The sequence below is a fragment of the Paenibacillus sp. PL91 genome (assembly GCF_012935325.2).
GTDB lineage: Bacteria > Bacillota > Bacilli > Paenibacillales > Paenibacillaceae > Pristimantibacillus.
Genome location: NZ_JABBYG020000001.1, coordinates 955,441 through 970,750 on the forward strand (window position 1 = coordinate 955,441; position 15,310 = coordinate 970,750).

A 15,310-nucleotide genomic window follows, 5' to 3' on the forward strand; every position below is an offset into this window, starting at 1 on the left:
ATCAGATGAGAAAACGATACGCAATTTGCGGTGTGAGCGGACGTGCGCTGGGCATGTTCGCCAAGCCTATCCTGACCACTTTCGCTGGAGGCTGCGAGCTTGTCGGCCTGCTTGACCGCGATCCGATGCGCTTTGAGCTGTACCGTTCGAGATACCCGGAGCATGCCGACATAAGAACCTATGGCGAGAACGAGTTTGATCGAATGGTCGCTGAAACGAAGCCTGACGTGATTATCGTCGCAGGCCGCGACGACACGCATGCGCAGTACTTGATTGCCGCTCTTGAGCATGATCTGGATGCCATTACGGAGAAACCGATGGTAACGACGGGTGAAGACAGCAGGCGCGTTATCGAAGCAGAGAAGGCGAGCAAGGGCTCGGTTATCGTGACCTTCAATTATCGCTATGCCCCGATTCATACGAAGATCAAGGAGATTGTGCAGGAAGGGAAGCTTGGCAGAATAACGTCGATTGACTTGAACTGGTACTTGGATACGTATCACGGCTCGAGCTATTTCAAAAGATGGAACCGGGACCGTAAGCTGTCGGGCGGCTTGTCCGTGCACAAGAGCACGCATCATTTCGATTTGGTCAACTGGTGGATTGATCAGAGACCGGTAGAAGTATTCGCATTTGGCGCTTTGAATTATTATGGCGCCGAAGGCGAGGCGAATCCGAAGAAGGAGGACGGCAGATTTTGCAGCACCTGCGCACATAGCGAGGACTGCTCGTATTACTCGCGGTGGAATGCACGCAGCCGGAATCTTAAAGTGCCGGATGATCATCTTGGGTCACTTGATGCAGGGAAGACTTCGGCGTTTCCCTATTCGGATTACCGCCCGGACCGATGCATTTTCGATTCGGAAATAGCAATTGAAGATACGTACGCCGCGACCGTGAAATACAGCGGCGGAGCGCTGCTCAGTTATTCCGTCAACTTCTCGCTGCCTTATGAAGGCTATCGGCTGGCCATTAACGGGACGCGAGGTAGGCTTGAGACGTTGGAATATCACATGCCTGGTAGAACGCCTTTCCCTACGCCCGTCCAAACGATCGATTACTTTCCGTTGTTCGGCTCAAAGGAAACGATACATGTCGTGCACCGGGAAGGCGGCCATGGCGGGGGAGATCCGCTGCTGCTTGAAGATTTATTTATGGGTGAGGACCGTAGACGGCCGTTCCGAATCTTATCGGGGGCGGTTGACGGCGCTTATTCGGTAGCGACGGGCGAAGCCGTTTGGCGCTCGGTGAAGGAGCATCGCCTGGTTACGATCGAGGAGGTGCTGGAAAGCGGGACCGGCACTTCTAGCAGCGGATCGCTGGAACGTCAAGAGAGCCTAAGCGGCCAGAGAGGCGGTATGTAATGGCAGAAAACCTAAGCCGGTATTTCGATTCAATGGAAAGTATGGCAGCTCAGACGGAGGGCGGAAGCATCCCACATGTGCTTAAGGTTATCGCGCAGCGGTATGTTGGCGACAATCCGCCCCATGGACCTGTTTATCGGGTGACTCGGGCCAGCGCTGTCCGCAAGAGCGCGGATCACTTATATGAATTTCCGCTGAGAAGCATGTTTAAGGAAATGGAAGCGGGTCAGCGGGTTTACGCTTGGGCAAAACTTTGGATCGATCAGCCGCAGGCCTTCATCTTCCATCTTCGCTGCTACGGGCAAGTGAAGCTGTATCACAATGGGGATCAACGATTTGGCTCGTCATCGGAGGAGGAGATGTCCGAAGCGGATCCGAACGCAGCCGTGCTGCCGATTAAGCTAAAGATAAATCTGCTGCGGGGATGGAATCACTTTGTTTTGGAGCTGGGGGTAGGTCCGGATGGAAACTGCGGAGCAGCCTTCGGGACAGGCAGCCGCAAAAATAAGCCCTTTCACTTTCTGGCTCCGTCCGATGAGCGGGACGGAGAGGAAGGCTGGATCTATACGGCGCCATCGGCCCATCCGCTGAATCGCATCCCGGGCACCAATCAAGCGGAGGTAGCCACAGGAGCGGAATGGCTGCCTGCACGAGAAGAGGGGAATGGGCGTTTGGATCTTTTATATGGCATGCAGCCTGGCTATTCCGCTTATGCATGGACGAAGATCGCCAACCGTACCGCCTCGAAGCAGCAAGTCACGATCGCCGGAACCGCCTTCGGTCCATTACGGTTTATATGGCAGGGTAAAGAGGTATACGCGGTTCAAGAATCGGGAGAATTCTCCTTCGAACTTGGTGCAGCCCCGGGGAGCTGCGACCTAATCGCCCATTGCCGATGCGATGGCCAAGGATGGGGCTTTCAGCTTGGGGACATTGCAGCGCCTAACGTTGATCTGGTTCTCGGGCGCCTCGTGCATGGTTATAAAGGTGAATTTTTGCTGCTGGGTCCGCTATCGCCGGAAGCGAGTATTGATCCGTCTGATTATCTGGCAACGGGCAAGGTGGCGGCCGACGGCCGCATGAATGTCTTCTGGATGGCAGATCAGCCGGGAGCGCATGTGCGTCCATTTCTCGAAAATGAGCTGTACGGCCGTTGGAATTATCCGCTTGGCGTAACGCTGTCTGGGCTGCTCGGTTCAAGCCGGCTGCTGCAGAACGAAGATCTGGCGAATTACGTTGCGGGCCATGTCGAGTTCGCGACTTCGACTTATGCATACTCGCTGTGGGACCGCGAGCGTTTCGGAGCAGCAGGCTTAAACAACCAGCTGTCGCATATCGATAGTCTTGATGACTGCGGCTCCTTCGGAGCGTTGGCCATTATGGCAGATCGATTCCGTTCAATTGAAGGTTCGCGTGCGGTGGCGGATGATATTGCCCATTACATTATGAACGTACAGGACCGCATGGAAGACGGCGCGCTGTATCGCAAAGTCGGCGTCTCGCCGAGCATGCATTACACGATGTGGTGTGACGATATGTACATGAGCGTTCCTTTCCTGTGCAGGTATGCCGAGCTTACCGGCGATACGGGCTATATGGATGAAGCCGCAAGGCAGCTTCTGCTCTATAAGAAGTATTTGTACATGGCGGATCGGCAGGTCATGTCTCATGTGTATGATGTTCGCAATAGCAAGCCTTCCGGGACGGTCTGGGGCAGAGGAAACGGCTGGGTATTTTTCTCGCTGGCCGTATTGCTCGAAGTATTGCCAAAGACGCATGAGAGCTATCCGTCCATACTTGCTTTCTACCGGGAACTGGCCGATGGATACCGCAGATTGCAGGGCAAGCATGGTCTGTGGCATCAAGTGCTAGTTGATACGGAGTCGTATGTGGAATCCTCGTGCACCTCGATGTTCATTTACGGTTTTGCGCTCGGGATTCGCCATAGCTGGCTCGAAAATCCGGAGCCGTACATCAGCGCGGCGCTAGCCGGCTGGCAGGGATTATGCGAGCGGGCCGTCGACAAAAGAGGGAATTTGTACGGGGTTTGCAAAGGCTCCAGCTGGTCATACTCCCATGCTTACTATAAGCATGACTTAGGATGGAACTTAAATGATACGCATGGCATCGGCATCGTACTGCTAGCCGGCATTGAAACGCAGCGAATGAAAGATTGGTTGATAGAGAAGGCTTGAACGGTTCTGGAGGTCTGGAGTATGAGTAAGAGGATCGGGCTGAGTATGTTGCGAGGGCAGGATCACGTTATAATAGAAGGATCCTCGGCATAAGGTGGGATTTATCGTGACACAGTCTATCAAGAAATGGTTGAAGTATAATCTGGCTCATACCCAAGTGAGGCTTGTGCTGATTTTGACCGTTTCCGTCTTTCTCATTATTCTGGCAGTAAGTCTGACCTCGTACAACACGTCGAAGTCGGTGATGCAGGAAGAACTCAGCGAATTGCAGCGGCAAATGCTGAAGCTCGATATGAACGTGATCGACGAGTTGGTCAGCGAGAGCGACAAGGTCGCGATTCAAGTTGCTTTAAGCGATAATGTCTACAAATTTTTGACTAGCAACGTACAGGGCTCTTATACGAATATTACGCAGTCCTACCAGTTTCTATCGACATTAATCAGCAATTCCAAGTATATCAAAAGCATTTATGTATATGATCTTACCCGGGAAAGCTTCTTGGCAATTCCACAGGGCTTCAGCTCCAATAGGCTGACATTTGACGATTCCGACTGGACCGGCGTCGCCTCTGAATTCGGAGAGAGGACGACGCTCATTAAGAAACGGATGGTGCCTGAAGGGGCGGGAGGCAAAGGCTCGAGCGTTACGCTGTTCCGTAAGATCATGATTCAAGGGGAGTTCAAAGGAATCGTAGCCGTGAATCTAAAAAACGATGAATTGTTCGCTAAGCTGAATCCGCCAATCATGAACAATTTGAACAGGATGCGCTATATTATCGACGAACATGACGAGTTGCTCTACTCGGTTTCGAACTATGCTTTCAATCAAGAGTCGGTAAACCGTGCGATTGAGACGCTGAGAGAGGACGATGGCGGGGATATCACAATTCAGAATCGCCAATTGCTTATTAATAAACTCGAATCGCCTATTACGGGCTGGAGCTACGTGTCGATCGTTGAGCAGGACAGCCTGCTGGCCAAGTCCAAGCGGGTGGCGAAGGTGGTTCTTTTGGTATCCATTGCGGCTCTCGGGCTTGGCGGGGCAACGATTTTCTATATTAATGCGGCGGCTTTCCGTCCCGTGCGCAGGCTCAAGCAGCTGTTCAGCAGGTATGACCGCAAGCCGGGCGGACCGGAGGGCATGGATCTAGAGAAGCTTGCCGGTGAGTTGCTTACCAATCACGCGCATCTGGCACAGCTTGTCAGAGAGTCGATGTCGGAGGCTGCCTCAAAGCTGCTTACTGATATTTATTCCGGCAATCTTAGCGGGAAGCGGGATATTGAAGAGAAATGGAACCGTTATTTTGGAGAATGGACGGCGGCGCCGGTGACGGTGGCCATTCTGTCAATCGACCGATACGAGGAATGGTCTCGCACATTTACCGGCGGCGATCACTCGCTGTTAAAGTTCGCTTTGGCCAATATTGTTGCTGAACTGTTCGAGCCGCAGTGGCGAATCGTATGCGCCGATTTCGGAACGGATAAGACGGCCATCTTGTTGCAGCCGCGTATAGAAGGTCAGCGATGCGAAAGCAAACTGGCTGAATCGCTAGAGGTTGTGTCGCGTTTATTGAAATTCAGCGTTTCGGCAGGGGTCAGCAACACGCAGACGGATATTGCAAAATTGAAGCAAGTGATGCTGGAAGCGGAGAATGCGCTTACATATCGGTTGTACCAAGGCTACGGCCAGGTAATCATGTTCCAAGAGGTGTCCGGGCATGAAGTGAACGAGCCGCTGCAGTATGAAATCGCGCTGAATGAATTGATTGGCGCTATAGAAAAAGGCGATGAGCCTAGTTCCCTGGAAGCAGTCGGTCGGATGACCGATCATATCCGCAGTCAGTATGGGTACCCATCGGAGGCCGTAAACTTCCTGCAGTCGGCCATCGAGAGGATCGAGCAGACCCGGCCAGCCTCGGACGGCACCTATTGTCAAACCTATGTCCGGTTCGATACCCTTCGTCTGGAGGATATCAAAGATGAACTGGAGAGCCGGGTTACCGTGCTGGCGCAGCGTTTCCGCCGGTTGGCCGAGAGCAAGGATTTTATCATGTGCCAACGGATGATCGACTACTTGAAGCAAAATCTTAATGAGCCTATAGGCATACCGGAGATAGCTGAAGCAATCGGCATTAGCAGCAGTCTTGCCAGCCAGCTGTTCAAACAAGAAACGGGCGAGACGATCTATAACTATTTGACACGTCTTCGTATCGAGCGGGCGAGTGAGCTGCTGCTGAAGACGGATGACCGTATTTCGGATATCGGGCTGATGGTCGGATATCAACATGAGAATAGCTTTATCCGCAGCTTTCGCAAATTCAAGGATATTACCCCGGGAAAGTACCGGGATATGATGAGAACCCGGATGGATTTCCCGTTCGAATGATAATGGGCTTTGCAGCCTCTGGGTTCTAGTAAATAGGAGGAGCCAATGGACAGACGACAGATCGTAGAACGCCATCAACCGGAGCTGAATAAATGGGATCCTGTGTCCCCGTTTTCCGTAGGCAACGGCGAGTTTGCCTTCAGCGCCGACATTACCGGACTGCAGACTTTTCCGAATCAATATGAGGTGCCGCTTGGAACGCAGTCCAATTGGGGATGGCATTATACAGGCGGTCCGGGGCGGTTCACCGAGCGCGATGCCGCATACCAGGAATACGATACGCACGGCAGGCAAGTCGGCTACGCGATGAAACCGGGCGACAAGCCAGAGGCGTACCACTGGCTGCGTCAGAATCCCCACCGACTTCAGCTTGGCCGTATTTCGTTTCGATTTCTATCGGAATCTGGTGAAGAAGCGCGAGCCGAAGATATAACGAATATTAGCCAAAAAATGAATCTATGGTCAGGCATTTTGACAAGCGAATTCGCAGTGTGCGGCGTTCCGGTTCATGTCATGACCGCTTGCCATCCGACGATCGATGCCATCGGGGTAAAAGTCGATTCGCCGTTAATTGAACAGGGAAAGCTGCAGGTGTTCATCCGTTTTCCTGCGCCTGATATGATCTCTACCACATGGGCCAAGGCTGTATTTCCGGATCTGGACAATGACGGCAGGCATCTTACGGAGCTGGGCAAGAAGGGCGTTAACGGGGCAACTATCGTGAGAAGCATGGACGAGGACCGCTATGAGGTCAGCTGGTCTTGGAGCGCCGGGAGCCTGGAGCGGACCGGTGTGCACGAGTTCACGCTGCTGCCGGACCCGGGCGGAGAGGGGCTGGAATTCTCCATAGGCTTCGCGCAGGAGTCGGCGCAAACCGCAGAGGTCGGAGCTATCAAGTCCGCGAGCTCGCGTCATTGGGAATCGTTCTGGATGAGCGGTGCGGCGATCGACTTCTCCGGAAGCGCGGATCCAAGAGCCTATGAGCTGGAGAGACGCGTTATATTGTCGCAATTCTTGCTTGCGCTGCACAGCGGAGGCTCGCTGCCGCCGCAAGAAACAGGCCTGATGTACAATAGCTGGTTTGGCAAGTCGCATCTGGAGATGCATTGGTGGCATGCGGCTCAATTTCCATTGTGGGGCAGAGAAAATTATTTGCTGAACAGCATGGATTGGTATGAGCAAATCCTACCGGTGGCGCGCGAATTGGCGCAGTCTCAAGGTTATAAAGGTGCGCGTTGGCCCAAAATGGTAGGCTTCGACGGCAAGCCTTGCCCATCGCCGGTTGCAAACGGGCTCATCTGGCAGCAGCCGCATCCGATGACGCTCGCCGAGCTCTGCTATCGGGCGGATCCGTCGAGCGCTACGCTTGAGCGGTTCCGCAGCATCGTGTTTGAGGCGGCTGATTTCATGGTTTCCTTCGCTCACTGGAATGAAGAGAATCGGGTCTATGATCTGGGACCGCCCCTTATTCCAGCGCAGGAATGCCATTCTATGCAGGACAGCAAAAACCCGCCTTACGAGCTGGAATACTGGAAGTATGGCTTGGAAATTGCGATTCGCTGGGCTGAACGCATGAAGTTGCCCGTTAACCCGCTATGGGCAGAGGTTGCTGGTTCGTTAGCCGAGCCTCCGCAGGCGGAGGGCGTATATCTTGCCCATGAGCAGTGCCCGGAAACATTTCTGACGAAAAATCGCGACCATCCGTCCATGCTGGGGGCACTCGGCATATTGCCGGGCACGCTAATCGACCGCAAGGTCATGCTGGATACACTCCTTAAGGTGAAGGAAGTATGGATCTGGGAATCGGCATGGGGCTGGGATTTCCCGATGTGTGCCATGACGGCGGCAAGGCTCGGAGAACCGGATCTTGCTGTGGATTTCCTTTTGATGGATGCTTCCAAAAATACGTATCTAACCAACGGGCATAATTATCAGCGTCCTGGCTTATCCGCTTATCTGCCGGGCAACGGCGGGCTGCTGGCCGCCGTTGCCATGATGGCTGCTGGCTGGAAGGAAAACGAAAGCCGTGAAATAGCGGCTAATTCGGTTAACCGCAACCCAGGCTTCCCGCAGGATGGAAGCTGGTCGGTTAAATGGGAAGGGCTTAAGCCCTGGCTGTAGAGGTTTGTAAAGTTTTCAACATTCAGGAGGCGAGAGCATGTCTGCAAAAGGAACGGTGTGGCCCTCGGAACGGAAGACGGAGATTGATCGGCTAACAGGCCTTGAAGTAACGCAATTAACTGATTATATGGCGCATAGCTATCATTTATATTTTACGGAAAACGGTTGGTATGACGGAGATCAACGACTGTTGTTCATCTCGGACAGGGGAAATTGTACGAATCTGTACAGCCTGCATGTGAAGAGCGGTTTGATAACCCAGCTGACGGATTACCAGGATGTGGATCGATTGGATGCCTGCCTGCTGCCTGACGGAAGCGCGGCGTTCGTTAAGATGGGAAGAAGCCTTATTCGCCTGGATCTGGGATCGCTTGAAGAGAAGCTGATCTACGAAGCGCCGGAGGGCTATCATTTAGGCAATGCAAACGCGACAGCCAACGGCCGGTTCGTTATGACCTGCGTGCAAGAGGATCTGTCGCATCGAATTCGACTTGATTTAGGCAACGGCTATGTCGGCCATCGGGAGCTGATGGAGGCTGCCCCCCACAGCATGATCGTACGTATTCATGCACAGGACGGAGGCGGAGAGAAGGTATATGAAGCGAACCGCTTCATTACCCATATCAATACATCCCCGAAGGAGCCTTGGCTGATGACCTTTTGCCACGAAGGGCCATGGCATTTGGTTGACCATCGTATCTGGGGGCTGGACCTGCGCACCGGCCATGCTTGGAAGATCAGGGAGCGGCTGGAGGATGGCGAGAAGGTTGGTCATGAATTTTTTTATCCGGATGGCGTAACGGTCGGCTATCATGGATTCCGAGTGGACGGTACCAACTTTTTCGGCAGTATTCGATATGACAATACAGGCATGGAAGAGACGGAGTTCGGCTTCGATACTTGGCATGGATACGCGGACGGATTGGGGCAGGTGATCGTCGATGGGAAGGGAGCGGTCAAGACGCTGAGCTTATGGCGCAAAATTGACGGCGTGTATGAAGGACCACGAATACTATGCGAGCTGAGATGCAGCTTTCATTCGCAGAAGGTACATGCCCATCCGCGCTTTAATGCGGACGGAAAAAGGCTGCTTTTCACAAGCGATAAGAACGGATATGGCAATTTGTATTTAGTCGAGATTCCAGAAGATATTAGTTCTTTGCCGTTGATGGCAACATAACCGAAGGAGGAGAAGGCTGATGAACGCTGCAACTGAAACCCTTAATGCAGAAGGTATATCCGTTCGGGTCGCCAGAACGATCCTGTCCCAAAGCGAAGACGGATATCACCCGAATATTGCCAACAAGTGGGGCTATGTGGCCGGGATGGCGCTGACGGCGATCGGGCGTGTCGGCGATTGGACCGAAGAACCCGAGTACCAAGCAACGGTGAAGCGTCATATCGATGTCTTCATCCAAGAGGACGGCTCTATTCGCGGCTATACGCTGGAGGATTACAATCTCGACCATATTAACAAAGGAAAAAACCTGCTTAGGCTATGGAGAGAGAGCGGGGATTCAAAGTATGAGCAGGCGGCTCGGCTTCTAATTACCCAATTGATCGGGCAGCCCCGTACGGATGAAGGTGGATATTGGCATAAAAAAATATATCCCTTCCAAATGTGGCTGGATGGCTTGTACATGTCTTCTCCGTTCATGGCCGAATTTGCCAAGACCTTTGGCGAGGGCGGTTGGTTCGATGAAGCGGCGCATCAGCTGCTGCTGATTGAACGGCGCACGCGCAACCCCCAAACGGGCTTGCTGCATCACGCGTGGGACGAGAGTAGGGAACAGCGCTGGTGCGAAGGCAGCACGGGCCGCTCCCGGCACGTGTGGGGCCGAGGGATGGGCTGGTACGCGATGGCGCTCGTAGACTCGCTTGAGCATTTTCCCGTTCATCATCCGAAACGAGGACAGCTGATGGGGATTTTTGAGCGGATGGCTAATGCATTGCTGCGCGTACAGGATCAAGAGAGCGGCGTATGGTACCAGTTGCTGGACTGCAACGGCCGCCAAGGAAACTATTTGGAGTCGTCGGGCTCTTGTATGTTGACGTATGCGCTGGCAAAAGGCATTCGGCTCGGCTATTTAGCTGAGATTGACAGGCACGCTGTGGAGCGCGCATATGATGGAATCCTTGAGCGCTTCGTAACCGAGGATGAACAAGGGGTTCATCTCCATAGCATTTGTAACGGGGCCGGCTTGGGCGGGCGTAAGTATCGCGACGGCTCCTATGAATATTATTTGAGCGAGAAGGTCGTCAGCGATGTACTGATGGGCGTTGCCCCTCTGCTGCTGGCGAGCGTTGAGCTGGAGCGGCTTCGCGGGCAGATGGATTCTGGCATTATTTAACGAGATGGCAGGAAGAAGATTAACTGAAGGGGGAAATACGGATGCGGCAGCAAAAAGAAAAGCGAAGCGCCGATAAGCTTTTGATGAGTTATCCCGCGTCATGGTGGCGGAATATGTGGCGCGAAGCGCTTCCCTCTGGCAACGGCGTTATTGGCGCATCCGTATTTGGCGGCGTACAGGAAGAGACAGTGCTGCTTAATCATGCCCGTCTATGGCATTGGGGGCGTAAGGATGAGCTGCCGGATGTAAGCGGTACCCTAGCCCAGACCCGCAGGCTGATGGATACAGAGCGATATGCCGAGGCAAGCTGGCAGCTCGCGAATGCTTTAAAAGAGCGCGGTTACGGGACGAAGCTCGCTTCCAGATTCCCGCTTGCTGCGATCCGGCTTGTCATGCCCTGCGGCAATGCCTTTCGCGGGTACAGCAGGATGCTTGAAATGGACAGCGGAGAAGTAACGGTAGGCTGGACAGACGGGCCGAGCCGGTACCGTCGGAGGCTGTTCGTTTCGCGCGCCGACGATTTGGTTGTCTATGAGCTCGGAGGGTATGAGGAAGCCATCGTATCGGGGGAGATCGGCCTTGATCTTCACCCGAGTGATCGCTGGGCGGATACGCCGGAATTCAAGGAGCTCGAGCAATCGATTGAAACAGGAGCAGGCGACGCTTATGTGTGGTTCGCAGGAACGAATGACGATGGAACGGATTTCGGAGCAGTCATGCGGGTCATTCCGGATGGCGGCAGCATCGAAGCTAAGGGAAGCGTAATCCGCTTTGAGGGAGCAAGGCGGCTGCTGGTGCTGGTGAAACTGTTCGTCCTGGGCGAGCGTTCCAAGGACTGGGAGCGGTTGAAGCAGGAACTGGCTGAGCCTGTCGTCGATTCCTCCTATGAAATGCTGCTAGAGCGCCATATCGCCCTTCATCGTCCGCTGTACCATTCGGCTTCGCTGGAGCTCAATGATCCAGACGATGATTTGCGATCTAATGAGCGGCTGCTTTTGGATGCGTATGAGGGGGAGGCGCCGCCGGCGCTCGTTCGTAAGATGTGGGCTTATGGCCGTTATTTGTTCTTGAGTGGTACCTCGTCTGCGGAAGAGGCGGAGCCTTTCGGTCTTTATGGGCTGTGGGGAGGCGATTACAGGCTGGTATGGTGTCACAACATGGCGAACGAGAACATCCAGATGATGTATTGGCATGCGCATGTTGGAGGTCTGGGCGAACTCGTCCCTTCCTTATTCCGTTACTATGAGGGATTGATGGATGACTTTCGTGAAAATGCAAGCAAACTGTATGGCTGCCGCGGTATCTATATCCCGGCAGGCTCCACGCCGGGCATCGGCATTCCTAATCAGATTGTGCCTGTCATTTTGAATTGGACCGGTGCGGCCGGTTGGCTGGCCCGGCACTATTATGAACATTTCCGTTTTACCGGAGATGTTCAATTTCTGCAGGAGACAGCGCTGCCGTTCATGCTCGAGGCGCTGCGGTTTTACGAGGACTTCCTGGTTACGGATACGGATACGGATGGGATTTACAAAATATATCCTTCAGTATCGCCGGAGAATACCCCGCTCAACTTCATGCCGGCGGATGGAAAACCGCTTGCTCACCCGATGCCTACGGCGATCAATGCGACGATGGATGTTGCCATTCTGAAAGAGCTTCTGCAGCACCTAATAGTTGCGAATCGGAAGGCGGGCGGCGATCCGGAGGCAGAGAAGGAATGGAGCCGCATGCTGACGCGATTGCCTGCTTATCGGCTAAATAAGGACGGCGCGGTCAGTGAGTGGATTCATCCTGCTTTTCAAGATCGGTACGCACACCGTCATCTATCACATCTGTACCCCGTTTTCCCTGGGCAGGAATTAACGCAAGAGAGTGACCCTAACTTGTTCGGTGCGTTTGAAAAGGCTGTGCAGCGGCGCGAGATCGGAGCTCAAAGCGGGTGGTCGCTAGCTCATATGGCTGCTATTTATGCACGTTTTGGAGACGGGGACCGTTCCTTGAATTGCCTGGATATCCTCTCCAGATCGAGTCTGCTGCCTAATTTTTTCACGCTCCATAATGACTGGCGGGGAATGGGCGTATCGATGCAAATGCCTACGGCTCCAGTGCAATTGGACGCCAATATGGGATGGGTGAATGCTGTGCAGGAGCAGCTGCTTCAAGTATCGGACAATCTTATTAAATTGCTGCCGGCGCTGCCGGGTCGTTGGAAACGGGGGCGTCTGGCCGATTGGAGATTCCACACGGGCAAAGTGGCGCTATCTTGGAATCAAGAAACGGGTTCGTTCAGAGCAGAACTGACGGCAGATAGGGATACCGACATAATCGTCAAGCTGCCGGATTGGGCGTATGCCTGCCGAATAACCGGTGAAGATGTTCAGCCTTCACCGCTAGGTACCGCGTACTTTTCGTTGCGGATGAAGAGCGGGGCGTCATCGGTTGTTTTTGAATCCTCAAATTGAAAATATTTAAATAACGGGGGACGCCAATGGGGAGTTGGACCTTGATTAGATGCATTGCCATATCTGCAAAACATACGAATTAGTCCAATAATGGAACAAGAGTGCGCGATAGCATGTAACTCAAGCAGCAGTATACAGCATAGTGTCATGCCCACTTGCAGAGGAAGAGGGCTCGCTAAACGTAGGTTGCAAAGAGCCCTGACTAGTCTTAAAGGACAAAGAAAGTGAAAGATCAATTGAGTTTAAACAATAAAACACCAACAAGGCGGAACGAAGTGCACCCTTATAGTAGACATTGGAAAAACCCAAATGGGATACCGATGATACTTAGGGGTGTATTTTTATGAGGAAAAAAGAGCAACCGAATAAATTGTATTCAAATGAAGTAAGGAAAGAAGCCGTACGTTACACGAGGAGGATAAGTGGACGTACAGGCAAATTACCGAGAAGGATGGAAGTATGGAATACAAGATAAAGATAGAGTTCGTAAATGGGTGTATAAATTTAGGAAACAAGGCGAGTACATCAACGGGAGAACAATTTACAGCATGAGTATTACAAGTATTAAAATGGACTTTTTTAGTGATGACATTGTATTGACGTTGTTATTACAAATAGCTTACAATTAGCTTATTCAAATTAAGGAGGCATCCACTAAATGGATACGAATTTACAAATACGTATATCAAAAGACATAAAAGAGAGTTTTCAACAGATAGCTAAGGAAAATAATAAAGATACCTCGTCCCTAGTGCGTGACTGGATTTCGTCTTATATAGCTGAACATCAGCGAGCTGATGAAGATGTAGCTGCTGAACTATATATGGCAGGGTACCAATTGCAAGAAGCGCTTGGGGGGAGAGAACACGTTAACAAGGAGTTTGCAAAACAATTGCAGGAATATTCCTTAACGAATCAAAAAGAATTCACACAGCGGATACTAACTACCTACTTGGACCTTGAGCTGACAATTCCTTCATGTGTATCGAAAACGTATAAAGGGTACGCTTTTTCTCAAATGTTTTTGTTGGGCTTGATTGGGGATAAACCTAAGGAAAGATCTTAGGTTAATAACTTAATTAAGGGGTCGGTTGTTGAACTAACGGGGAACGATAGTTCAATCATTGAAGCGGCAGTTGGAAATGTTTTCAATGCGTTGATTTTGTTTATCCTGTGATTTAAACTTCATAGTAGAGCGACCTCCTGATGGTGAGATTAAAGGGCTGTAGACCCGTTTCCAACTCCCATGATACAGAGGCGCTCTTTTTTTGTACAAAGTCCAAATTATTCAGTTTACAGTGAAGATACCAAGAGGTGCGATCAGCCCTACTCCGAGACATTGTTGACTCTCCCCTAAGGGAAGCCTTTAAACTCGATAAAGAAAGGAGCGAGTGCTAATGCTATATACGGTAAAGGAAGTATCGTCATTATCTAAGGTAACCGTCAAAACACTGCACCACTATCACAAAATTGGGCTCCTCTTGCCATGCGAGATGAGTGAAGCCGGATACCGGCTTTATGGAACGAAAGAGTTGGAACGCTTGCAGCAGATTCTACTGTACAGGGAACTGGACTTTACCTTGGAGCAAATCAAGCAACTGCTTGAAGGGAAGCAAAATCGATCCTCCATCCTCTTGGAACAGGAGGAGCTACTTCTCCACCGAAAGCAAAGACTGGAAACAATTATTGACACATTGCGAAAATCCACAACCTGCATGGAGAAAGGAGAACAAATGGACGTTAATGAAATGTTTAAAGGTTTTGAAAGCGAGGAAGATTGGAAAGAGGCGATGAAGGAGCAAAATGAGCATTTGAAAGAAACGTATGATTTTGATTTGCTTGATTCGGCTCAATTAGATATTCAGAGCATGAATGATATGGCCGCTGAAGCAACATTGTTTATGACGAGTATGGCAGGAGCTTTACGAGCGGGGTTAAAGCATAATGACGAGAAAATCGTGCGTTTACTCCGCAGCCATATTGAATATCTGAATAAGCATGGGCATTCGATATCAGCTACGGATTTTGCATCGCAAAACCGATTTTTCCTTGGCGATGACTTTCATCTTCGCATGCTTGAAGGTCAACAAGTTGGATTGGCTTATTACCTTTCTGCAGCGGCCGATTCTTACGCTAACGGATAACGATAGCTTAATAAAACAGGCTATGCAAAATAAAGAAAGTCGATAATCCCAAGAAATAAGCTGACCTTATCGTATAAGAAGAAGGGGCTGTCCAATAGGTCTGAAAAGACCTATTGGACAGCCCTTTTTTTTCGATGAGTTTCAGCCTTAGTTATGTAATTGAACGTCGATATATTGATTCGACTGCCGGCTGTGCCGGATACAAATAGACGGAGACGAACGCTGGCATTCTCGAATGTCATCAGAGGAACATTTCAAGTCACCGGAGTTGCATATGAAGTATG

The 15,310-nt window shown here is 51.6% G+C and carries 9 protein-coding genes; all 9 read left to right on the top strand.

Annotated elements, in window-relative coordinates:
* The first annotated feature begins 5 nt into the window (after positions 1 to 5).
* The 9 genes from HI950_RS04485 to HI950_RS04525 all read left to right on the top strand — a co-directional run bounded on the left by HI950_RS04485 (position 6) and on the right by HI950_RS04525 (position 15,026).
* On the top strand, positions 6 to 1,364 hold the full coding sequence (locus HI950_RS04485) for a Gfo/Idh/MocA family protein (protein WP_169081395.1): 1,359 nt from the start codon (positions 6 to 8) through the stop codon (positions 1,362 to 1,364).
* Positions 1,364 to 3,559: a glycoside hydrolase family 88/105 protein gene (locus HI950_RS04490; RefSeq protein ID WP_187768024.1), complete on the top strand. Its 2,196-nt coding sequence runs from the start codon at positions 1,364 to 1,366 to the stop codon at positions 3,557 to 3,559. Before HI950_RS04485 ends, HI950_RS04490 begins: the two co-directional genes overlap by 1 nt.
* Before the next feature lie 106 nt (positions 3,560 to 3,665).
* Positions 3,666 to 5,945, top strand: coding sequence for an AraC family transcriptional regulator (locus HI950_RS04495; protein ID WP_169081394.1), 2,280 nt, complete (start codon positions 3,666 to 3,668; stop codon positions 5,943 to 5,945).
* A 45-nt stretch (positions 5,946 to 5,990) separates the two neighbouring features.
* Positions 5,991 to 8,066, top strand: a complete 2,076-nt coding sequence (locus HI950_RS04500) for a glycoside hydrolase family 65 (protein WP_169081393.1) — start codon at positions 5,991 to 5,993, stop codon at positions 8,064 to 8,066.
* Positions 8,067 to 8,103: 37 nt separating this feature from the next.
* On the top strand, positions 8,104 to 9,246 hold the full coding sequence (locus HI950_RS04505; protein WP_169081392.1) for an oligogalacturonate lyase family protein: 1,143 nt from the start codon (positions 8,104 to 8,106) through the stop codon (positions 9,244 to 9,246).
* A 19-nt stretch (positions 9,247 to 9,265) separates the two neighbouring features.
* Entirely contained in the window at positions 9,266 to 10,417 is a 1,152-nt protein-coding gene (locus HI950_RS04510; RefSeq protein ID WP_169081391.1) for a glycoside hydrolase family 88/105 protein, read from the top strand.
* 41 nt (positions 10,418 to 10,458) lie between these two features.
* On the top strand, positions 10,459 to 12,882 hold the full coding sequence (locus HI950_RS04515) for a glycosyl hydrolase family 95 catalytic domain-containing protein (protein WP_169081390.1): 2,424 nt from the start codon (positions 10,459 to 10,461) through the stop codon (positions 12,880 to 12,882).
* Positions 12,883 to 13,540: 658 nt separating this feature from the next.
* Positions 13,541 to 13,948: a hypothetical protein gene (locus HI950_RS04520; RefSeq protein WP_169081389.1), complete on the top strand. Its 408-nt coding sequence runs from the start codon at positions 13,541 to 13,543 to the stop codon at positions 13,946 to 13,948.
* Between the two features lie 331 nt (positions 13,949 to 14,279).
* Positions 14,280 to 15,026, top strand: coding sequence for a MerR family transcriptional regulator (locus HI950_RS04525; RefSeq protein ID WP_169081388.1), 747 nt, complete (start codon positions 14,280 to 14,282; stop codon positions 15,024 to 15,026).
* The last annotated feature ends 284 nt before the right edge of the window (positions 15,027 to 15,310 follow it).